Source organism: Azospirillum sp. UENF 111221 (genome assembly GCF_058780625.1).
This window is the reverse complement of record NZ_JBSNCH010000005.1, coordinates 1,851,511-1,870,875: the sequence shown is the minus strand read 5'-3', so window position 1 is coordinate 1,870,875 and position 19,365 is coordinate 1,851,511. Positions and strand designations below refer to the sequence as shown.

The window sequence follows — 19,365 nt, the reverse complement described above, 5'->3', positions numbered from 1 at the left end:
CCAGTCCCCCCGTGCCGCCTGTGCCGCTCTCCCGTTACGGCGCGGGGCTGAACACCAGCGCGGCGTTGGTCCCGCCGAAGCCGAAGCTGTTCGACAGGACATGGCGGATGCGCCGCTCCTTCGGCCGCAGCGGCACGAGGTCGAGGTCGCAGCCCTCCGACGGCGCCTCCAGGTTCAGGGTGGGCGGGGCGACCTGGTCGCGCAGGGCCAGGATGGCGAAGATCGCCTCCACCGCGCCCGCCGCGCCCAGCAGATGGCCGGTCGCCGATTTGGTCGAGGACATCGAGAGGTTCGCCGCCGCCGGGCCGAACAGGCGCTTGACCGCCGCGATCTCCACCGGGTCGCCGGCCGGGGTGGAGGTGGCGTGGGCGTTGACGTAGTCGATGGCGTCCGGCGCCAGCCCGGCCCGCTTCAGCGCGGCGCGCATGGCGCGGAAGGCGCCGTTGCCGTCCTCCGCCGGCGAGGTGATGTGGTAGGCGTCGCCCGACAGGCCATAGCCGGTGACCTCGGCATAGATCGTCGCCCCGCGCCGCTTGGCGTGCTCCAGTTCCTCCAGCACCAGCACCCCGGCCCCTTCGCCCATGACGAAGCCGTCGCGCTCGCGGTCCCACGGGCGCGACGCGCGGGCCGGGTCGTCGTTGAAGCCGCTGGACATGGCGCGGGCGGCGCAGAAGCCGGCGATGGCGAGACGGCAGATCGTCGCCTCGCTGCCGCCGGCCAGCATGACGTCGGCATCGTCCATGGCGATCAGCCGGGCGGCGTCGCCGATGGCATGCGCCCCGGTCGCGCAGGCGGTCACCGCGGCATGGTTCGGCCCGCGGAAGCCGTAGCGGATCGAGACATGGCCCGAGGCGAGGTTGATGAGGGTCGACGGCACGAAGAAGGGCGAGATGCGGCGCGGCCCCTTCGCGTGCAGGGTCAGCGCCGCGTCGGCCAGGGCCGGCAGGCCGCCGATGCCGGAGCCGATCATCACGCCGGTGCGCTCCTGCGCCTCCGCGTCGGCCGGGCGCCAGCCGGCATCGGCCACCGCCTCCTCCGCGGCGGCCAGCGCCAGCAGGATGAAGCGGTCCATCTTGCGCTGGTCCTTGGGCGGCACCACCGCGTCGGCATCGAAGGGGGCGTCGAAGGCGGCATCCCCGCTGTCCGGCACCTGTCCGGCGATGCGGCAGGGCAGGTCGGCGACATCGATCCCGCCGGCATCGACTCCCCTTACCGCGCGGATGCCGCTGCGGCCGTCCAGCACGGCGCGCCAGCTCGCCGACACCCCGGCCCCGAGCGGCGTGACCGCGCCCAATCCGGTGACCACGACTCGTCTCATTCGGTTTCGTCCTTTGACCATGTCGTCTTTGCAGGGATCGTGAAGTCCGGGCGCAGCCGCTCCGGCCGGATCGCTTCGCCTGTCGTCCTGTCGATCAGCACCGGCTCGACCGTCCGTCCGGTGTCCCTGTCGACAATCCGGAACGCCCCGCCGGACGCCAGCCAGCGGCTGCCCCAGCCGGCCATGGCGATCAGCACCGGCAGGAAATCCCGTCCCTTGCCGGTCAGGTGATAGCCATGGCGCAGCGGGCGGTCCTGGTAGGGCCGCTTCTCCAGCAGCCCGGCCTCCACCAGAGCCTGGAGGCGGCGGGTCAGCATGTTGGTGGCAAGCCCGATGCTGCGCTGGAACTCGTCGAAGCGGGTCAGGCCGAACATCGCGTCGCGCAGGATCAGCAGCGACCACCATTCCCCGACCTCGTCGAGGCCGCGGGCGATGGGGCAGGGAACGTCGCTCAGGCGGGTGCGTCGCATGGCGGCGACTGTCGCACGGTCACTTTCATCATGCAAGCGACGGGGACGGCGGCACGGCCGCGGAGCATCGGGAGTGCCTGCCCGAGCCGCGCTTGTGATGCGGGCGGCGGCGGCTATACTCGCGCCGCAACTTCGCACCGACCGCAAGATCTCCCAGGAGAGCCCATGACCACGTCCGTCCAGGATGCCGCCTACGACGTCACCGGCATCGGCAACGCCATCGTGGACGTGATCGCCCACGCCGACGACGCCTTCCTCGCCGCCAACACCATCGAAAAGGGGGCGATGACGCTGATCGACGCCGCCCGGGCGGAGGAGCTGTATGGCCGCATGGGGCCGGGCGTCGAGGTTTCCGGCGGTTCCGCCGGCAACACCATGGCGGGCATCGCCATGCTGGGCGGGCGCGGCGCCTATATCGGCAAGGTGGCCAAGGACCAGCTGGGCGACGTGTTCCGCCACGACATCCGCGCCTCGGGCGTCGCCTTCGACAGCGCGCCGCTGCTGGGCGGGGCGCCGACCGCCCGCTGCCTGATCCTGGTCACGCCGGACGCCCAGCGCTCGATGAACACCTATCTCGGCGCCTGCGTCGAACTGGGGCCGGAGGACATCGACGAGACGCTGATCGCCGCCTCGCAGGTGACCTATCTGGAAGGCTATCTGTGGGATCCGCCCCGCGCCAAGGAAGCCTTCCGCAAGGCGGCGGAGATCGCGCACGCCGCCGGCCGCAAGGTGTCGCTGTCGCTGTCCGACAGCTTCTGCGTCCACCGCCACCATGCCGAGTTCGTCGATCTGGTGGAACGCCATGTCGACATCCTGTTCGCCAACGAGCATGAGATCGGCGCCCTCTACGGCACCGACAGCTTCGAGGACGCGCTGGCGGCGGTGAAGCGGCTGGGCAAGACGGCGGCGCTGACCCGCAGCGAGAAGGGCGCCGTCATCGTCTCGGCCGGCGAGGTGGTCGAGGTGGCGGCCGAGCCGGTGGAGCGGGTGGTCGACACCACCGGGGCCGGCGACCTCTATGCCGCCGGCTTCCTGTTCGGCCACACCCGCGGCCTGTCCCCGGCGGTCTGCGGCCGTCTGGGCGCCGTCGCCGCGGCGGAGATCATCGGCCATGTCGGCGCCCGGCCGGAGGTGAACCTGCGCGAACTGGTCGCCGCCAAGGGCATCCTCTGACCTGCGATTTGCCTGTCAGATCGCGACAACGTTGCCGGCCGCACTGCATTTTGCAACTGCGGCCGGTTCTCATTCCGGTCCGGTTTTCGTCAGTTCAGCCGGCTCAGTTCAATTGGTCGTCCACCACCGGCCGCTCCGGCACGGTGACCCGGGCGCACAGCAGCGCCAGCGCCGTTCCGCTGTCGGGGGCGGCCACCGCCCAGCGCTCCGGCCGGTCGGGCCGCGGGACGGTCAGCAGCCACAGCCGGTCCTTCTCGCCGAAACGCTCGGTCATCAGCGTGTATTCCCGCGGACCCTGGCGGCGCAAATCGTTCAACTGGCTCTGCAAGTCCGCCGCCTGGGCGTTGCGCACGGCGATCGCGTCCTCCAGCTGGCGCAGTTCGGTTTCCTGCCGGCGCAGGTCGCGCCGCAGGGAGTCGGTGGTGTGGGCCAGCTCCGTCCGTCCATGATGCAGCTGCGACCGGCGGCGCTGCACCGACGCAATCCGGTAGCCGATCCGCAGGATCGACACGGTGCCCCAGCTGAGGCAGGCCATCATGATGACCATTTCCAGCACCAGCAGCAGCGGCGTCTGCATGCTCCTCCTCCTCCGCTCCCGTCGGCACGCTCCTTGCTGCATGCCCGGCTGCCTGGACGTCAGCAACCGGCGTGCCAGGGCAGGCGCCGGCGGCGATGCCGCTTTAAGGGGCGGGGTTTGAAGGGGCGGGGGTGGCGATGGATGTGGTGCGGACGATCCTCGACTCGGCGGTGCCGCTGGTGGCGGCGCTCGCCATGCTGTGCCATCTGTGCTGGGTCGGCATCCGGCGCAGCTGGGAACGGGTGGCCGGGCTCGACCGGCTGCGCCAGTCGGTGCGGCCGCTGAAGGAGCGCGAGCGCGCCGAGACGGAGGCGCTGGCCGACATGGCCTACCGGCTGGAGGAGGCGAGGGGGCGTCTGACCGCCGCCGAACTGCGGGTCAGCCATCTCCAGCGCCAGATCGACACACTGGACAAGGAACCGCCGGTCTTCCTGCACGTCCTCGGCACCCCCGGCGGCAACCGGCGCAGCTTCAAGGCGGAGGCGCAGTTCGACACCGTCGTCGCCGCCGCCGCCCGCGCTGCCGGCAAGCCGGTGAACCCGGCCTGGCGCTACGGCAACCGGGTCGTGGTGCATGCGCTGGACATGTCGTCCGCCCGGCGCGAGGCGGAGCATATCTTCCCGCAGAAGGGCGGCTATCAGGTCTTCTTCCACGCGGCGGTGCCCTGACCCCCCGTCCGGTTTCCGGTTTTTGCAAAAGCCCACCGAATAAAGAAATAATTCCTATACTCTCTCCGCACTGCCCCCTCATTCGCGGAGCCACGCCATGCCCCTCGACAGCCGTACCCTCGCAAACGACCGTTTTCCGGTGTGGGCGGAAGAGCCGCCGGTGCCGTCGGACGGTTCGCTGGTCCCCGGTTCGCAGTTCCATGAGGAGCAATGGATCATGGCCGCCGGCATGCTGGCCCGCGGCAGCAGCTTCCTCTATGTCGCCCGCGCCATGGGATGCAGCCGGACGACCCTCTGGCGGGCCTATTACGGCTCCAAGGATTTCCGTCACAGGGTGTGGTGGGAGCGGCAGGCGCTGAGACGCGAGGCCGACCTCCGCCTGTCCTCGCTGCGCAGTCTGGTCGTCGAGCAGATCGAACGGCTGGTCTCCTCCGGCGATCCGTCGACGGTGCGCTGGCTGGCCGACCGGCTCGGCATCCTCGACGGGCTGGCCGACCAGCCGGCGCAACGGCCGGCGCATCAGCCGCAAAAATCTCAGCCGTCGGAAGACCCGTCTGCCGAGCCTGCGGCCGACCCCTTCGCCGGGATCGTCCCCGACCTCGACGACGACAGCATCCCCGGCGCCTTCCGCGAACGCACCCCGCCCGATCCGCGCGCCGTCGCCGCCATCCTCGCCCGCCCGGAAGCGCCGGGGCCGAAGGGCGTCTATCCCTACACCCTCAACCCCGACGATCCCTACCCCACCCTCGGCTCGGCGCTGGAACGCCGCGGCAAGGCCGCCTTCGACCGTCTGTGAGGCGGACAGGATGGAACATCGGCCGGAAACCGTTCCACGCCGTTCCACCCCTCCCGCCGGCCCCGTCACCGGAAGCGATCCCCCCGAAAGGGCGGCGCTGCGGTCTTCCGCCACGGCACCGGCTCGGGTAAGCTGCCGATCCCGCCGCCCATCCTGACAGATTGCTCCTCCATGCAAGTCTACCTGCCGATTGCCGAGATGTCGGTCAACGCGCTGCTGGTGCTCGGCATGGGCTGGCTGGTCGGCTTCCTGTCGGGAATGTTCGGCGTCGGCGGCGGCTTCCTGATGACGCCGCTGCTGATCTTCATCGGCGTTCCCCCGGCAATCGCCGTCGGCACCCAGGCCAACCAGCTGGTCGCCGCCAGCGTGTCGGGCGTGCTCGCCCACTGGCGGCGCGGCAATGTCGACGTGAAGCTGGGCGTGGTGATGCTGGGCGGCGGCGTGGTCGGCACCGCGGTGGGGGTGTGGATCTTCGGCATCCTCCAGCGGCTGGGCCAGATCGACATCGCCATCACCCTGTCCTACGTCTTCTTCCTCGGCACCATCGGCGGCATGATGCTGGTGGAAAGCAGCCGCGCCATCCTGCGCCGCCGGGCACCGACGGCCAAGCGCGGCAAGCTGCACCGCCACATCTGGCTGCACGGCCTGCCCTTCAAGATGCGCTTCCAGCGCTCCAAGCTCTACATCTCCGCCCTGCTGCCGGCGGGGATCGGGGCGGTCGGCGGCATGCTGGTGGCGATCATGGGCATCGGCGGCGGCTTCCTGCTGGTGCCGGCGATGATCTATCTGCTGAACATGCCGGCCGGCCTGGTCGCCGGCACCTCGCTGTTCCAGATCATCTTCACCACCGCGGCGGCCACCCTGCTCCAGGCCGCCACCAACCAGACGGTGGACGCCATGCTGGCGCTCCTGCTGCTGATCGGCGGCGTGATCGGCGCGCAGTTCGGCACCCGGGCCGGCACCCGGCTGCGCGGCGAGACCGCCCGGATGGCGCTGTCGATGATCGTGGTGGCGGTGGCGCTGAAGCTGGCCTGGGACCTGTTCTCCCGTCCCGACGACCTCTACACCCTGACCATGGGGCTGCGCTGATGGCGGGGCTGCGTATCCTTACCAAGCGCCGTCTGGTCCAGGCCGCCGCGGCGCTGGCCGGGCTGCTGCTGGGCGGCACGGTGGCGGCGACGGTGTGGGCGCAGCAGCTGGTCGCCGACCTGTCGAGCCATCTGATCGCCATCACCACCGGCTTCACCGGCACGGAGGTCGTGCTGTTCGGCACCACCGACGGGGCGGGCGACGTCGCCATCGTCGTCACCGGCCCGCGCTCCCCCGCCACCGTCCGCCGCAAGCAGCGGGTGGCCGGCATGTGGATGAACACCGACAGCCTGCGCTTCGACCAGGTGCCCAGCTTCTACACGGTGGCGGTCAGCCGGCCGCTCGACCAGCTGGTCGGCCGCCCGGCGCTGGAGCGCCACCAGCTTGGCCTGCCGCAGCTGCAACTGCCGGCGGAATCCACCCTGCCGCCGGAGGAGCTTGCCGCCTACCGCAGCGCGCTGATCCGCAACAAGCAGCGCCAGGGGCTCTACGCCATCTCCATGGGGCAGGTCGCCTTCCTGGGCGAGCGGCTGTTCCGCACCAACATCTATTTCCCGGCCAATGTCCCGACCGGGCTGTACAATGTCGAAGCCCTGCTGATACGCGACGGCGAGGTGGTCAGCGCCCAGACCACGCCGCTGGTGGTGTCCAAGATCGGGTTCAGCGCCGAAGTGTCGGACTTCGCGCGCAACCGCCCGGTCGTCTACGGGGTGGCCGCCGTCCTCGGCGCCATCGCGGCCGGCTGGGCGGCCGGCGCCGCATTCCGCCGGGTCTAAGCCGAGAGGGTTGACAGAGATGACCGACACGACGCAGTCCGCCACGCCGGAACAGCAGCCCCCCAAGCCGGTGCGCATCTTCCTGGTGGTGGTCGACGACAGCCCGGAGCTGAAGGTGGCGCTCCGCTATGCCTGCCTGCGCGCCCGCAAGTCGGGCGGCAAGGTGGCGCTGCTGACCGTGCTGGAAAAGGGCGAGATGCAGCACTGGCTGGCGGTGGAGAACCTGATCCGCGAGGAACAGCGCGCCGAGGCGGAGCAGATGCTCCAGAAGCTGGCGCGCGAGGTCAACCAGCTGACCGGCACCCTGCCGGCGCTCTATGTCCGCGAAGGCAACCGCACCGAGGAGGTGCTGGCCCTGATCGGCGAGGAGCCGAGCATCTCCATCCTGGTGTTGGCCGCCGGCACCGACCCGGAGGGGCCCGGCCCGCTGATCTCCTACTACACCGGCCGCGGGCTGGGGCGGCTGCACATCCCGCTGACCATCGTCCCCGGCGGTCTCAGCAACGAGGAGCTGGACGCGATCACGTAAAGCGGGGGCAAGGCAGGTAAGGATGGCGACGCAGGTAAGGATAGGTGCGGCGGGAACGGTCCGCGCATGCCGGATGCCGAATACCCACACAACCGGGGTCCTTGATCCGCCCGGCGTTTCGGCCCAGATTTCCCCCAATCGTACCGCGTCCCGATCCCGGGCGCGCCGGCGGTTCCATTCCGCCGCCGATGGAGGACCAGACCATGTTCATTCAGACCGAGCAGACGCCCAACCCGGCGACTTTCAAGTTCCTGCCGGGGCGTGACGTGCTCGGACGCGGCACCGCCGACTTCACCGGCCGCGAGGATGCCGCCCGGTCGCCGCTCGCCCAGCGCCTGTTCGAGATCGAGGGCGTCGTCGGCGTCTTCCTGGGTGCCGACTTCATCACCATCACCAAGACCGACGCCCGCGACTGGTTCCTGCTGAAGCCGTCGATCCTCGGCGTGATCATGGAGCATTTCACCGCCGACCGCCCGGTCCTGCTGGAGGACGGCGGCGACGGCCATGCCGCGGCGGCGAATGCCGACGACGAGGAGATCGTCGAGCAGATCAAGGAGCTGCTGGACACCCGCGTCCGCCCGTCGGTCGCCCAGGACGGCGGCGACATCACCTTCCAGGGTTTCGAGCGCGGCGTCGTCTATCTGGCGATGAAGGGGGCCTGTTCCGGCTGCCCCAGCTCCACCGCCACGCTGAAGCACGGCATCGAGAACATGCTGCGCCACTACATCCCCGAAGTGGTCGAAGTCCGCGCGGTCCAGTAAGGATTTGGTCATGCCGGTCCGCCCTTGAAGCGGCGGGCCGGCATTCCCATGCTGGCTGCATGATCATCTCCGCCAGCTACAAGACCGACATTCCCGCCTTCTACGGGCGCTGGTTCCTGAACCGCCTCGACGCCGGTTACTGCCGGATGGTCAACCCCTATGGCGGCCAGACCTACCGCATCGACCTCACCCGTCCGGCGGTCGACGGCTTCATCTTCTGGACCAAGAATCTGGGACCGTTCCTGCCGGCACTCGACAGCGTGGCGGAGCGGGGCTTTCCCTTCGTCGTGCAGTACAGCGTCACCGGCCTGCCGACCGTGCTGGAGCGCTCGGTCCCCGCCTGGGAGACCGCGGTCGGCCATATGCTGCGGGTGCGCGAACGCTGGGGCCCGCGCGCCGCGGTCTGGCGCTACGACCCCATCGCCCTGACCGAGGCCACGCCGCCCGCTTGGCACCGCGAGACCTTCGCCGCCATCGCCCGCTCGCTGCGCGGGGTGACCGACGAGGTGGTGGCCTCCTTCCTCCAGCCCTATCGCAAGACCGCCCGCAACCTCGCCGCCGCCGGCATCGGCTGGCGCGATCCGGAGGCGGAGGAGAAGCGCGCGCTGCTGGCGGACCTGGCCGGGATCGCGGCGGGGGAGGGGATGGCGCTGACGCTCTGCACCCAGCCGGACCTGGACGGCACGCCCGGCACGGCGCCGGCCCGCTGCGTCGATGGGCTGCGGCTGTCCGATGTCGCGGGCCATGCGATCGCCGCGCGGGAGAAGGGCAACCGGCCCGGCTGCCTGTGCGCCGAAAGCCGCGACATCGGCGACTATGACAGCTGCCCGCACGGCTGCGTCTACTGCTATGCCGTCGCCGACCGCGGCAAGGCCCAACAGCGCTTCGCCGCGCATGATCCTGACGGGGAGTTCCTGATTGCCCGTTGACGGGGAAGACCGGTCCTTACGGACAGACCTTCCGCACCGTCTCCACCAGCTTTTCCGGGTTGAAGGGCTTCACCAGCCAGCCGGTGGCGCCGGCTTCGCGGCCGGCGGACTTCTTGGCCGGATCGGCCTCTGTGGTCAGCAGCAGGACCGGGGTGGCGCGGTTGAGTGCCGAGCCGCGGATGGCGCGGGTCAGCGCCAGCCCGTCCAGGCCCGGCATGTTCAAATCGGTGATGATGCAGTCGAACTTGCGCTGGTTGACCAGGGCAAGGCCGGCAGTGCCGTCCGACGCCTCCGCCACCTCATAGCCGGCGCCTTTCAGCGTGAACCCGACCATGTCGCGGATGGTCTTGGAATCGTCGACGGTCAGGACGCTCTTGGGCATGGAACGCGGCTCCGGTTGCTCGGCCGAAAGGAATAAGGGAAAGGCCTAGGCAATTTCCCGCCGACCGTCAACCGCTGGCGTACCCTATTCCGCACGGCACGAAGCCCCCGGCCCGTCGGCGGAGCCGCTGAACCGGGGGCTTTGCAGAGGTTGTACGGTTACGCCTTCGTATCGACGTGCTGGCCGCCGGCGTCACCGCCCTTGGCGACACCGACCATCGCCTCGCGCAGCAGGCGGCCGTGGATGGTGTAGCCGGGCTGCAGGACCTGCACGACGGTGCCGGCCGTCTTGCCGGTGTTCTCGATCTCGAACATCACCTGATGGAAGTTCGGGTCGAACGGCTCGCCGGCCGGGTCCAGCTTCTTGATGCCGGCGCGGTCGAAGGCGGCGAACAGTTGGCGCTCGGTCGCCTCGACGCCGACGGCGAGGCCCTTCAGCACATCGTCCTGCTCGCGGCCCTCGGCCGGCACGGCGTCGAGCGCGCGGCGCAAATTGTCGGCGACCGACACCAGCTCCTTGGCGAAGCTCGACACGGCGAACTTGCTGGCGTCCTCACGGTCGCGCTGGGCACGGCGACGGGTGTTCTCCGTCTCCGCCATGGCGCGCAGAAGCTGGTCCTTCAGGCTGGCGACCTCGGCCTCCAGCTTGGCGACGCGGTCCTCAGGCGAACCGGTGTCCGTCTGGTTGGCGGTGGTGTCGGCGGTGGCCTCGGTCGGCTCCACCGTGGCGTCGGCGGGCTTGTTCTGCTCTTCGCTCATGGTCTTCTCAATTCTTGCTTCGTCAAAAGGCGGAGTTGGTGAGGGCGGTGCTCAGCCGATCAGCCGGCTGACCACCTTGGCGGTGTAATCGACCAGCGGAATGATGCGGGCGTAATTGATGCGGGTCGGGCCGATGACGCCGATGGCGCCGATCACCTGTTCCCGGCTGTTCTGGAAGGGGGAGATGATCATCGTACAGCCGGAGTGGCTGAACAGGACGTTCTCCGACCCGATGAAGATCTGCACGCCGTCGCCGCGACCGGTGGCGTCCAGCATGCGCAGCATCGTCTCCTTGGTCTCCAGCGCCTCGAACAGGCCGCGCACGCGCTCCAGATCCGACAGCGCGGTGACGTCCTCCAGCAGGCGGGACTGGCCGCGGACGATCAGCTGGCCGGCGTTCGACCCGCCGCTGCCGGCCCAGGTGGCCAGACCGGCGGCGACCACCTTGCGCGACAGCTCGTCCAACTGCGTCTTCTGCTGCTCGATCTCCTGCAGGACCTCCTGCCGGGCCTCGTCCAGCGTGCGGCCGGCGAGCTTGGCGCTGAGGAAGTTCGACACCGTCTGCAGGGTGGAGGTCGGCACCCCCATCGGAACCTCGATCACCCGGTTCTCGACCAGCCCATCCTCGTTTACCAGGACGACGAGGGCGCGGCCGGGGCCGAGCGACACGAACTCGATGTGCTTCAGCGGGCGGTCGGTCTTGGGCGCCACCACCAAGCCTGCGCAGTGCGACAGGCCGGACAGCATGGTCGACGCCTCACCCAGCACGTCGGCGAAGGCGCGGCCGGAGGCGGAGCATTTCGCTTCGATCGAGGCGCGCTCGTCCTCGGTCAGCGATCCGATCTCCAGCAGGCCGTCGACGAACATGCGCAGGCCGGCATCGGTCGGGATGCGGCCGGCGGAGGTGTGCGGTGCGTAGAGCAGCCCCTGCTCCTCCAGGTCGGCCATCACGTTGCGGATGGTCGCGGGCGACAAGGCCATGCCAAGCCGCCTGGAGATCGTGCGCGAGCCGACCGGCTCGCCCGACGCCACATAGGCGTCGACGATCAGCCGGAAAATCTCGCGCGATCGCTGGTTCAGCTCGTTGATCATGGACTGGGGCGGTCGTGCTCTGTTCGGGCCGGTCGGTTGCGGAACGCGGGTTCCGTCAACCGGTCCGAATTTAGGCAGGTCCGACCGCCGAATCAACGTGCGGGGCGAAGATGCCCCACCGGCATCCCCCCACTGGGACCTGAGCGGCGTGCAGGAGAGTGACCGCCCTTACTGCTCCGCCAGGAAGGCGCGGTACTGGGTGGCGATGGCGCCGACTGCCGCTTCGTACAGGCGCTGGCCATGTTCGGGACGGGCGAGGCCGGGGGCGGAGCCGATGCGGCCGTCGGGATAGCGGCGGCGGAAGTCGCGGGCATCGTGGAAGCCGCCGGCCGGCGCCTGTTCCGGCTCCATCGCCGCGGTCTTGATCGAGTTGGGGATAGGCGTACTGGGTCAGCGACACCTCGCTGGGGGTGGCGTGCGAGCCCTCCTTGCCCTGGTACAGCTCGCGCGACAGGCGGCCGACCTCGCCATTCTCCCACCAGTTCACCAGGGTGCAGCGCAGGTCCGGCGCGTCGCGGCCGCGCAGCGCCCGGTTCTCCGCATAGATCTCGTAGAAGGCGGCGCGCAGCGTGGCGATGTTGCCGCCATGGCCGTTGACGAAGAAGAAGCGCTCGAACCCGTGTTCGGCCAGCGAGCCGACATAGTCGCGCAGCAGCGCGATCAGGGTGGACGGCTTCAGCGTCATCGAGCCGGGGAATTCCATGTGGTGGACGGCCATGCCGACCGGGATGGTCGGGCCGACCAGCGCGCCGGTGGCGTCGCCGACGCCCTTCGCGACGACCTCGGCACAGATGGCGTCGGTGCCGACCAGCCCGTTCGGCCCATGCTGCTCGGTCGAGCCGATCGGCATGATGATGCCCTTGGAGGTCTTCAGATAGGTCTCGACCTCGGCCCAGGTGCTCAGGTGAAGCTGCACGGTGGCTGATCCTTTTCGACGATGCGTGCCGGCAATGCAGCCGGACATGTGTTTGCCCTCATGTTAGGCGGCCGGAGGGCCGGGACAACCGCTCCCTGCGCCGGGCGGATATGATGGGGCCGGTGGCGAGGTGATTTTCATCCCGCGCTGGCGCATAGCTGGTGGGAAGACTACAATCGCGTGCAACATGCCCTGTCGGGCGTCTGTTTCGGGGTGCGGTGGTGGTTGCGCGCGTCAACACGGTGGCGTTCCAGGGCATCGAGGTTCTGGGGATCGACGTCCAGGTCCAGATGTCCGGCGGAATCGTCGCCTTCACCGTCGTCGGACTTCCCGACAAGGCGGTGGGCGAAAGCCGGGAGCGGGTGCGCGCCGCGCTGCACGCTCTGGGACTGGCGCTGCCGGCCAAGCGCATCACCGTCAACCTCGCCCCCGCCGACGTGCTGAAAGAAGGAAGCCATTTCGACCTCCCCATCGCGCTCGGCCTGCTGACGGTGATGGGGGTGCTGCCGGATGCGGAGATCGCCCGTTATGTGGCGCTGGGCGAGCTGGCGCTGGACGGCGCCCTGACCCCGGTGGCGGGTGTGCTGCCGGCCGCCATCGACGCGCTGGCCAACGAGCGCGGCCTGATCTGCCCGGCGGCTTGCGGCGGCGAGGCGGCCTGGGCCGGTCCCGACCTCGACGTGCTGGCGCCGGCCAACCTGCTGGCGCTGATCAACCATTTCAAGGGCACCCAGGTGCTGACCCCGCCCAAGCCGCGGATGCAGGAGCAGGACGCACCGCCGCCCGACCTGCGCGACGTGAAGGGCAACGAAACGGCCAAGCGTGCGCTGGAGGTCGCCGCCGCCGGCTCGCACAACCTGCTGATGATCGGCCCGCCCGGTTCCGGCAAATCGATGCTGGCCGCCCGGCTGCCCGGCCTGCTGCCACCGCTCGACCCGGCGGAGGCGCTGGAGGTGTCGATGATCCACAGCGTCGGCGGTCTGCTGGAGGACGGTCGTCTGCTGCGCCAGCGCCCCTATCGCGCGCCGCACCAGTCGGCCAGCCTGCCGGCGCTGGTCGGTGGCGGCACGCGGGCGAAGCCGGGCGAGATCTCCCTGGCGCACCAGGGCGTTCTGTTCCTCGACGAATTGCCCGAGTTCCCCCGCGCGCTGCTGGAGGCGTTGCGTCAACCGCTGGAGACCGGCAAGGCGGTGGTCAGCCGCGCCAACCACCATGTGACCTACCCGGCGCGCGTCCAACTGGTGGCGGCGATGAACCCCTGCCGCTGCGGCCATCTCGACGACGCCTCGCTCGCCTGCGCCCGCGCGCCGAAATGTGCCGCCGACTATCAGTCGAAGATCAGCGGCCCGCTGTTCGACCGCATAGACCTGCACATCGATGTCCCGGCGGTCAGCCCCGCCGACCTCAGCCTGCCGCCCCCGGCGGAGGGCAGCGCCGCCATCGCTGCCCGTGTCGCCGTCGCCCGCGCCATCCAGGCGGAGCGCTACGGCGGTTTCGGTCCTTACCCGGCCGGCCGGGCGGTGCGGACCAACGCCGAGGCCGACGGCGAACTGCTGGAAAAGGTGGCCTCCCCCGACGCCCCCGGCCGCGCCCTGCTGACCGAGGCGGCGGAGCGGCTGAAGCTGTCAGCCCGCGGCTATCATCGGGTGATGCGGGTCGGGCGGACGCTGGCCGATCTGGACGGGGCCGAGGGGGTCAGGCGCCGCCACATCGCGGAGGCGCTGAGCTACCGGCGGATCGCGCCGGGGCGGTGAACGAGACGGTGAACAGGGCGCGCAGGACGACCACCGGCATCAGTCTGCGGCGGTCGCCGCCCCATGCTGTTGCGCGGCACGGATCGCTGCCGCGATGGCGCCGCGTGCCTGCGGGCTGTTCTTCCAGCAGCTCGCGCCCAGTTCTCCGGCGATTGCCGTGCACAGGGCCGCGGCGTCCGCACCGGCCAGCGCCGCCAGATCATGGATGCCGACCTGTTCGAGCCTGCCGATCACAGTCGGCCCGACGCCTTTGACCGCCAGCAGCACGGCGCGTTCATGGGGTGGAAAGGGCATCGGGGAGTTGTTCTCCTGCGGTTCATGGTCCTTCGAACACCGGCGGCTTGGCCGCGCCCGGACAGACGGTTGCCGGAACCGACTCCTGCTCGACGAAGGTCACGGCGGAGGCCATGGCGCAGTCCTCGCCGGAGGTCACGATGTGGCTGGCGGCGCGGAAGACCAGATGGCGGCTCTTCGGCAGGGTGGCGGCGGCGCGGTCGCCCCAGTCCGGCGGGGTGACGGGATCGTAGGCCCCCGACAGCAGCAGCACCGGCACCGGGCTGGCGACCGGCAGGCGCTCGGTCAACTCCTGATGGCCGGCTGGCCACAGGCGGCAAACGCGCTGGCCGGGGTCGTCGGCGGCGACCAGCCCGTAGGGGGCATAACGGCGGGCGTTGTCGGCGCGCTTCAACGGATCGGCGGTGGTCACCGACTTACGGCATTCGACCGAGAAGGCCAGCCCGTCGGCGACCTCCGGGTCGCCCAGCCAGTTGGTCGGCGCCCATTCGGCCAGCGTGGCGTATTGGCCGCGGATGGCGCGGTCGAGCATGATCGGCAGAGCCGGCACGGCCTCGCTGACCGCCATCGCCTCCAGCCCGGCGGCAATGGCCGCCCCGCCGGTCAGCCGCAGGATGCGGCGCGTCTCATGATCGCCGACGACGATCTCGACCGGGTTGCGGTCGAGCCGGTCGATCAGGCCGAGGAAGCGCTTTTCCAGATCGGGAAAGGCGGAGCGGCAGGCCCGGTTGGCGGCGCAGTCGTCGAACAGCCGGCGATAGGAGCGTTGCGCCAGCCAAGCCATCTCCTCCTGCGCGTTGACGTCGGGCGGATAAACGCTGTCGAAGACGGCGGTGCGGACACGGACGCCCTGCCGCCGCAGGATCTCCAGCCCGACCCGCGTGCCGTAGGACACCGCGAACAGGTTGACGCGCTGGGCGCCCAGCGCGGTGACGATGTCCAGCGCATCCTCCGCCGCGACGGGGGTGGAGAATTGGGTGGCATCCAGCCCGGCCGCCTGCAGCCGAGCGGAACAGGCGCTGACCGCGGAGCGTTCCGCCGCCGCGCGCTGCTCGCGCGTCAGCGGCCGGGTGCCGCGGCTGGTGCCGACGGCGTCCAGCTCCGGGCAATCGGTGTCGGGTTCCGCCCGGCCAACGCCGCGCGGATCGAACAGGATCAGGTTGCGGGTGCGGCGGAACGGGGCCGACAGTTCCCACCACACCTCCATCCGCTCCTCCGTCGCCTCGCCGCTGCCGAAGGGGGAGGCGCCGGGGCCACCCTCCAGGAACAGCACGGGATCGGGGGCCGGCTGGCGGGCGGTGCTGAGCAGGACGGCGACCGGCAGGCGCAGGCTGCGGCTGTTGGGACGGTCCCGCCGCTCCGGCACCGCGACCGTTCCGCACAGGGCCGCTTCGCCGTCCGGCACGGTGAACCAGCAGGGGCCGGGGGTGAAACGCGCCTCCGCCGCCGCAGGCAGGCTCCACAGCACGCCCGCCGCCACGGCTGCAACCGCCAGCAGCTTACGGGCGGAACGCACCGCTGTCGGCCATGCGGAAGAGGGGAGGATGGACACGGACGGGCGACCCGGAACTGATGGATAGGAGACCGGTGAGAGGAGTACCGCAGACGGCTTTTGCCGCCGGCTTTGTGTTTGACCGACCGACCTCCGCTTGTCCAGAGATGCCCGGCCTCATCCTGGCGGATGGCGAAACGGCGGAAAAGCGGTGCCGATTTGCAACAGACGTGCGGTGAAGGTCACGCCATTTGCAAACGAACGGTCATCTCAAGAGGAACCGGTTGACGGAATACATCCGCTCACGGAATTATTTCGTCACAGAAGTCCCGACTGTCGGTGTCTCTCGATTACAGGAGCAGATCATGCCGACCTTGTGGACGGCGTTGCGGAGCCGTTGGCTCGATTCCGGGCTATCCTCGGGACCGGGCCGATTGTGCGACCATTTGCGGCGCGACATCGGATTGACGGACGGCGACGTCGGAGACGGCGAAGAGCCTCCACTCGCCTGCCGTCTTCCGCCTTTTCACATCCGCGATCGGAACCTATCGGACGCGCGGACATTTTTGACCTTGCAACCGTATCGCTGACCGGCGATACCGGATCCGCCGGTCTCTCACGCCGGCATCACTCAACCCCTGGAGAGTTTCGATGAAAGCCATCGTAGCCACTGCCTGGACTCGCCGATCGGGCGACCCGGCCATCATCGCCGCCAATTGGGCCGCCCATATGGCCGCCACTCAAGCCCAGCCGGCCCGCCTTCTTCCCGCAGCCTTCGAACGTGAATTCCGGATATCGAGAGGATCCCATGTGTGTCTTTCTGGGTTTTTGCGGTCACCGTCTCTTCGTTGAACACGCCCGCTGGGCATCGCCGGCCGGGTCCTTCGACCTGAGGCGTGAAAACGGGGAAGTCATCCTATGGCTTGGACGCCTGAACATCATCTACACACCGGCCCGTTGGGGACCACCCTCCCGCGCTGCATAGCGCGCGGCGTCGCGGAGACCTGCTGAATGCCGGCCCGCGTTCGTCATGACGAGGTCCTTACCGTCGTCCAGGTGCTTGAGGCGTTCCGCAAGCTCGACCCCGACCTGCCCATCCAGTATGCGCTGAGTTTCATGACCATCGCGCAGAGCGAAGGCATCTCAATCGGCGAACTGGCGGAACGCCTGGGCATCGCCCAATCCTCCGCGTCGCGCAACGTCGCGGCGCTCAGCCGCTGGCACAGCTTCGGCAAGGCCGGCCTCGATCTGGTGCAGGCGCAGGAAGATCCGCGCGAACGCCGCCGCAAGATCGTCACCCTGACCGACAAGGGCCGTGAGTTCCTGGACGCGCTGCGCGCCATCGTGAACCCGCCCGAGCAGCGCCGTCCCGCCAGGACGGCCTGATCCTTACCTACGCGATCCCGTCCAGCGCCCGGCGCAGCATGCCGACCAATGTGCGGGCCGCCAGTTCCTGCCGATCCAGGCTCAGACCGCCGAAACGGCGCAGCACCGCCGCGCGCTCCGGCAGCGGTGGCATGTGGAAGAAGCCGTAGGGCACGTCCAGGCCGGCGCTCTCGATGATATGGCGCGCCCGGTAGAACAGATGGTTGCCGAGGAAGCCGCCGGAGAAATCGCCGAAGGTCACCGGCAGGCCGGCCATCGACAATTCCCGCATCACCCGCGGCACCGGCAGGGTGCTGCCATAGGCGGTCGGCCCGTCGGGCACGATGTCGGCATGGTCCCGCACCGTGCCGGCTGCGTCCGGCAGCTGGCTTTCGTCGCGGTTCCAGGCCAGCCGTTCCAGCCGGATGTAATCGCTGGAGTCCAGATAGGCGAAGCCGAGCGCAGCCAGTGGCCGGTGTTCCGCCAGCAGCGCGGCGAAGGCCTCGCCGCAGGTGTCATACAGGGGGGGCAGGGTGGCGGTGACGACCCCCGGTTCTCCCGCCAGCCGCTCCATCAGCAGGGCGGTCGGATCGGCCGTCCAGGGATGGTCGGTGGGGGGATGGTCGGCGGCTGAAGGATCCGCTTCGCCGTCCGGGATCGTCCCGAACGGTGCGAAGCCGGTGATCAGGATGGGGGCCGTCACGGGCAGGCTATCCTTACGGCCGCAGCAGGCCGATGATGTCCTTCACGTCGTTCAGGTTCTTTTCCGCAATCGCGGCGGCGCGCTCGCCGCCCTTCTTCAGCAGCCGGTCGATCTCAGCCTTGTCGGCCAGCAGCTCCTTCATGCGGGTGGTGATCGGCGCCAGCTTGTCCACCGACAGGTCGACCAGCGACTTCTTGAAGTCGGAGAACTGGGACCCGGCGAACTGGGCCAGAACCTGCTCGCGTGACTGGCCGGCCAGCGCACCATAGATGGTGACGAGGTTGTCGGCCTCCGGACGGGCCTCCAGCTCGGTCACGGTTTCCGGCAGCGGTTCCGGATCGGTCTTCGCCTTGCGGATCTTCTGCGCGATGGTGTCGGCATCGTCGGTCATGTTGATGCGCGAATATTCGGACTCGTCCGACTTCGACATCTTCTTCTTGCCGTCGCGCAGGCTCATCACCCGCGTCGCCTCGCCCAGGATCTGTGGCTCGGGCAGCGGGAAGTATTCGGTCTCATAGCGGCGGTTGAAGGCGCCGGCGATGTCGCGCGCCAGTTCCAGATGCTGCTTCTGGTCCTCGCCCACCGGCACATGGGTGGCCTTGTACAGCAGGATGTCGGCGGCCATCAGCGTCGGGTAGGCATAGAGGCCGAGGTTGGCCATGTCCTTCTGCTTGCCGGCCTTTTCCTTGAACTGCGTCATGCGGTTCAGCCAGCCCAGCGGCGTGTGGCAGGACAGGATCCAGCCCAGCTCGGCATGGCCGGACACCACCGACTGGTTGAACAGGATGTTCTTGTCCGGGTCGATGCCGGCGGCGATGTAGGCCGCGGCGACCTCGCGGATGTTGTTGCGCAGAACCTCCGGGTCCTGGTCGATGGTCAGCGCGTGCAGGTCGACGACGCAGAAGATGCACTCGTAGCTGTTCTGCAGATCCACCCAGTTGCGCAGCGCCCCCAGATAGTTGCCGAGGTGAAGCTGCCGGGTCGGCTGCATGCCGGAGAAAATGCGGTTCACGGGTGGTCTCGCTCGAAAACTCTGGGAGGCGGCAGTTATCGCCCCCCGAAGTCCGCCGGTCAAGGCACGGCGCGCCGCAGCCAAGCACGCCGTCGGGCCCGCTTTCAGGCCAGCTGTTGGGCGATGGTGCGGGTCATCGGCGTCTCGACATCGCCGGTGTGCTTCGTCGTCACCGTTTCGATCAGCAGAATACAGCATTCCTCGTCGGCGACCGGATTGTGCATCACTCCACGTGGGATCACGCACAGTTCGCCCGGTGACAGCAGCGTCTCGTTGCCATCCTCGAACTGGATGCGCAGCCGGCCGCGGATGACTTGGAAGAGTTCATCCTCATCATCGTGGCGGTGCCAGACGAACTCGCCCTTCAACTTGGCAACCTTCACATACTGGTCGTTCACCCGCGCGATCACTTTGGGCGACCAGTGATCGGTCAGGGCGTCGAGTGCGGCGTCGATGTTGAGGGCAGGGATCATCGGAACGTCATCTCCGGTCGTGGTGCGGATGAACCGGA

The 19,365-nt window shown here is 69.3% G+C and carries 22 protein-coding genes; 10 read left to right on the top strand and 12 right to left on the bottom strand.

The window, feature by feature from the left end; genetic code table 11:
• Positions 1 to 34: 34 nt before the first annotated feature.
• Positions 35 to 1,318, bottom strand: coding sequence for a beta-ketoacyl-ACP synthase II (gene fabF, locus ACWPN3_RS23510; protein WP_492241321.1), 1,284 nt, complete (start codon positions 1,316 to 1,318; stop codon positions 35 to 37).
• Complete coding sequence (locus ACWPN3_RS23505; RefSeq protein WP_109096084.1) at positions 1,315 to 1,788, bottom strand: winged helix-turn-helix transcriptional regulator; 474 nt, start codon at positions 1,786 to 1,788, stop codon at positions 1,315 to 1,317. Before ACWPN3_RS23505 ends, fabF begins: the two co-directional genes overlap by 4 nt.
• A gap of 165 nt (positions 1,789 to 1,953) precedes the next feature.
• On the opposite strand from ACWPN3_RS23505, the gene ACWPN3_RS23500 reads away from it, so the two are divergent.
• The gene (locus ACWPN3_RS23500; RefSeq protein ID WP_109096085.1) at positions 1,954 to 2,961 is read left to right on the top strand and encodes an adenosine kinase; all 1,008 of its coding nucleotides are present in this window, start codon (positions 1,954 to 1,956) and stop codon (positions 2,959 to 2,961) included.
• A gap of 103 nt (positions 2,962 to 3,064) precedes the next feature.
• Here ACWPN3_RS23500 and ACWPN3_RS23495 read toward each other — a convergent pair whose 3' ends face one another.
• Complete coding sequence (locus tag ACWPN3_RS23495; RefSeq protein WP_109096086.1) at positions 3,065 to 3,538, bottom strand: hypothetical protein; 474 nt, start codon at positions 3,536 to 3,538, stop codon at positions 3,065 to 3,067.
• A 137-nt stretch (positions 3,539 to 3,675) separates the two neighbouring features.
• On the opposite strand from ACWPN3_RS23495, the gene ACWPN3_RS23490 reads away from it, so the two are divergent.
• From ACWPN3_RS23490 to ACWPN3_RS23460, 7 genes are all read left to right on the top strand, one after another.
• On the top strand, positions 3,676 to 4,206 hold the full coding sequence (locus tag ACWPN3_RS23490) for a hypothetical protein (RefSeq protein ID WP_109096087.1): 531 nt from the start codon (positions 3,676 to 3,678) through the stop codon (positions 4,204 to 4,206).
• 97 nt (positions 4,207 to 4,303) lie between these two features.
• Positions 4,304 to 5,002 carry a hypothetical protein gene (locus ACWPN3_RS23485; RefSeq protein WP_492241319.1) on the top strand — a complete coding sequence of 233 codons (699 nt, stop codon included), beginning with the start codon at positions 4,304 to 4,306 and terminating at the stop codon, positions 5,000 to 5,002.
• Between the two features lie 171 nt (positions 5,003 to 5,173).
• The gene (locus ACWPN3_RS23480) at positions 5,174 to 6,091 is read left to right on the top strand and encodes a sulfite exporter TauE/SafE family protein (RefSeq protein ID WP_109096887.1); all 918 of its coding nucleotides are present in this window, start codon (positions 5,174 to 5,176) and stop codon (positions 6,089 to 6,091) included.
• On the top strand, positions 6,091 to 6,867 hold the full coding sequence (locus tag ACWPN3_RS23475) for a TIGR02186 family protein (protein ID WP_492241318.1): 777 nt from the start codon (positions 6,091 to 6,093) through the stop codon (positions 6,865 to 6,867). Before ACWPN3_RS23480 ends, ACWPN3_RS23475 begins: the two co-directional genes overlap by 1 nt.
• Before the next feature lie 19 nt (positions 6,868 to 6,886).
• Positions 6,887 to 7,396 carry a universal stress protein gene (locus ACWPN3_RS23470; protein WP_109096889.1) on the top strand — a complete coding sequence of 170 codons (510 nt, stop codon included), beginning with the start codon at positions 6,887 to 6,889 and terminating at the stop codon, positions 7,394 to 7,396.
• 203 nt (positions 7,397 to 7,599) lie between these two features.
• Positions 7,600 to 8,157, top strand: coding sequence for a NifU family protein (locus ACWPN3_RS23465; RefSeq protein WP_492261773.1), 558 nt, complete (start codon positions 7,600 to 7,602; stop codon positions 8,155 to 8,157).
• Positions 8,158 to 8,216: 59 nt separating this feature from the next.
• Positions 8,217 to 9,086, top strand: coding sequence for a DUF1848 domain-containing protein (locus ACWPN3_RS23460; protein WP_492241317.1), 870 nt, complete (start codon positions 8,217 to 8,219; stop codon positions 9,084 to 9,086).
• Between the two features lie 16 nt (positions 9,087 to 9,102).
• On the opposite strand, the gene ACWPN3_RS23455 is transcribed toward ACWPN3_RS23460, so the two are convergent.
• The 4 genes from ACWPN3_RS23455 to ACWPN3_RS23440 form a co-directional block, all read right to left on the bottom strand.
• Positions 9,103 to 9,468: a response regulator gene (locus ACWPN3_RS23455; protein ID WP_109096891.1), complete on the bottom strand. Its 366-nt coding sequence runs from the start codon at positions 9,466 to 9,468 to the stop codon at positions 9,103 to 9,105.
• Between the two features lie 158 nt (positions 9,469 to 9,626).
• The gene (gene grpE / locus ACWPN3_RS23450) at positions 9,627 to 10,226 is read right to left on the bottom strand and encodes a nucleotide exchange factor GrpE (protein WP_492241316.1); all 600 of its coding nucleotides are present in this window, start codon (positions 10,224 to 10,226) and stop codon (positions 9,627 to 9,629) included.
• A 51-nt stretch (positions 10,227 to 10,277) separates the two neighbouring features.
• Positions 10,278 to 11,318 carry a heat-inducible transcriptional repressor HrcA gene (gene hrcA, locus ACWPN3_RS23445; RefSeq protein ID WP_492241315.1) on the bottom strand — a complete coding sequence of 347 codons (1,041 nt, stop codon included), beginning with the start codon at positions 11,316 to 11,318 and terminating at the stop codon, positions 10,278 to 10,280.
• 70 nt (positions 11,319 to 11,388) lie between these two features.
• Positions 11,389 to 12,234 carry a creatininase family protein gene (locus ACWPN3_RS23440; protein ID WP_492261772.1) on the bottom strand — a complete coding sequence of 282 codons (846 nt, stop codon included), beginning with the start codon at positions 12,232 to 12,234 and terminating at the stop codon, positions 11,389 to 11,391.
• A 221-nt stretch (positions 12,235 to 12,455) separates the two neighbouring features.
• Here ACWPN3_RS23440 and ACWPN3_RS23435 point away from each other — a divergent pair, with 221 nt between their 5' ends.
• Positions 12,456 to 13,988, top strand: a complete 1,533-nt coding sequence (locus tag ACWPN3_RS23435) for a YifB family Mg chelatase-like AAA ATPase (RefSeq protein ID WP_492241314.1) — start codon at positions 12,456 to 12,458, stop codon at positions 13,986 to 13,988.
• 39 nt (positions 13,989 to 14,027) lie between these two features.
• Here ACWPN3_RS23435 and ACWPN3_RS23430 read toward each other — a convergent pair whose 3' ends face one another.
• The gene (locus tag ACWPN3_RS23430) at positions 14,028 to 14,282 is read right to left on the bottom strand and encodes a hypothetical protein (protein WP_492241313.1); all 255 of its coding nucleotides are present in this window, start codon (positions 14,280 to 14,282) and stop codon (positions 14,028 to 14,030) included.
• A gap of 22 nt (positions 14,283 to 14,304) precedes the next feature.
• Entirely contained in the window at positions 14,305 to 15,798 is a 1,494-nt protein-coding gene (locus ACWPN3_RS23425) for an alpha/beta fold hydrolase (RefSeq protein ID WP_492261771.1), read from the bottom strand.
• Between the two features lie 987 nt (positions 15,799 to 16,785).
• Here ACWPN3_RS23425 and ACWPN3_RS23420 point away from each other — a divergent pair.
• Positions 16,786 to 17,160 (top strand): MarR family winged helix-turn-helix transcriptional regulator, encoded by a 375-nt coding sequence (locus ACWPN3_RS23420; protein WP_085090502.1) that lies wholly within the window; start codon positions 16,786 to 16,788, stop codon positions 17,158 to 17,160.
• Between the two features lie 7 nt (positions 17,161 to 17,167).
• On the opposite strand, the gene ACWPN3_RS23415 is transcribed toward ACWPN3_RS23420, so the two are convergent.
• The 3 genes from ACWPN3_RS23415 to ACWPN3_RS23405 all read right to left on the bottom strand — a co-directional run bounded on the left by ACWPN3_RS23415 (position 17,168) and on the right by ACWPN3_RS23405 (position 19,327).
• A complete protein-coding gene (locus ACWPN3_RS23415; RefSeq protein ID WP_492241311.1) occupies positions 17,168 to 17,842 on the bottom strand; it encodes a pyroglutamyl-peptidase I in 675 nt (224 codons plus the stop codon).
• A 13-nt stretch (positions 17,843 to 17,855) separates the two neighbouring features.
• A complete protein-coding gene (trpS, locus tag ACWPN3_RS23410; protein ID WP_109096897.1) occupies positions 17,856 to 18,854 on the bottom strand; it encodes a tryptophan--tRNA ligase in 999 nt (332 codons plus the stop codon).
• A 104-nt stretch (positions 18,855 to 18,958) separates the two neighbouring features.
• Complete coding sequence (locus ACWPN3_RS23405) at positions 18,959 to 19,327, bottom strand: cupin domain-containing protein (protein WP_492241310.1); 369 nt, start codon at positions 19,325 to 19,327, stop codon at positions 18,959 to 18,961.
• Positions 19,328 to 19,365 lie beyond the last annotated feature (38 nt).

Coding starts and splice junctions, on each gene's coding strand:
- fabF (WP_492241321.1), bottom strand. CDS start 1,318: ATGAGACGAGTCGTGGTCACCGGATTGGGCGCGGTCACGCCGCTCGGG.
- ACWPN3_RS23505 (WP_109096084.1), bottom strand. CDS start 1,788: ATGCGACGCACCCGCCTGAGCGACGTTCCCTGCCCCATCGCCCGCGGC.
- ACWPN3_RS23500 (WP_109096085.1), top strand. CDS start 1,954: ATGACCACGTCCGTCCAGGATGCCGCCTACGACGTCACCGGCATCGGC.
- ACWPN3_RS23495 (WP_109096086.1), bottom strand. CDS start 3,538: ATGCAGACGCCGCTGCTGCTGGTGCTGGAAATGGTCATCATGATGGCC.
- ACWPN3_RS23490 (WP_109096087.1), top strand. CDS start 3,676: ATGGATGTGGTGCGGACGATCCTCGACTCGGCGGTGCCGCTGGTGGCG.
- ACWPN3_RS23485 (WP_492241319.1), top strand. CDS start 4,304: ATGCCCCTCGACAGCCGTACCCTCGCAAACGACCGTTTTCCGGTGTGG.
- ACWPN3_RS23480 (WP_109096887.1), top strand. CDS start 5,174: ATGCAAGTCTACCTGCCGATTGCCGAGATGTCGGTCAACGCGCTGCTG.
- ACWPN3_RS23475 (WP_492241318.1), top strand. CDS start 6,091: ATGGCGGGGCTGCGTATCCTTACCAAGCGCCGTCTGGTCCAGGCCGCC.
- ACWPN3_RS23470 (WP_109096889.1), top strand. CDS start 6,887: ATGACCGACACGACGCAGTCCGCCACGCCGGAACAGCAGCCCCCCAAG.
- ACWPN3_RS23465 (WP_492261773.1), top strand. CDS start 7,600: ATGTTCATTCAGACCGAGCAGACGCCCAACCCGGCGACTTTCAAGTTC.
- ACWPN3_RS23460 (WP_492241317.1), top strand. CDS start 8,217: ATGATCATCTCCGCCAGCTACAAGACCGACATTCCCGCCTTCTACGGG.
- ACWPN3_RS23455 (WP_109096891.1), bottom strand. CDS start 9,468: ATGCCCAAGAGCGTCCTGACCGTCGACGATTCCAAGACCATCCGCGAC.
- grpE (WP_492241316.1), bottom strand. CDS start 10,226: ATGAGCGAAGAGCAGAACAAGCCCGCCGACGCCACGGTGGAGCCGACC.
- hrcA (WP_492241315.1), bottom strand. CDS start 11,318: ATGATCAACGAGCTGAACCAGCGATCGCGCGAGATTTTCCGGCTGATC.
- ACWPN3_RS23430 (WP_492241313.1), bottom strand. CDS start 14,282: ATGCCCTTTCCACCCCATGAACGCGCCGTGCTGCTGGCGGTCAAAGGC.
- ACWPN3_RS23420 (WP_085090502.1), top strand. CDS start 16,786: ATGCCGGCCCGCGTTCGTCATGACGAGGTCCTTACCGTCGTCCAGGTG.
- ACWPN3_RS23405 (WP_492241310.1), bottom strand. CDS start 19,327: ATGATCCCTGCCCTCAACATCGACGCCGCACTCGACGCCCTGACCGAT.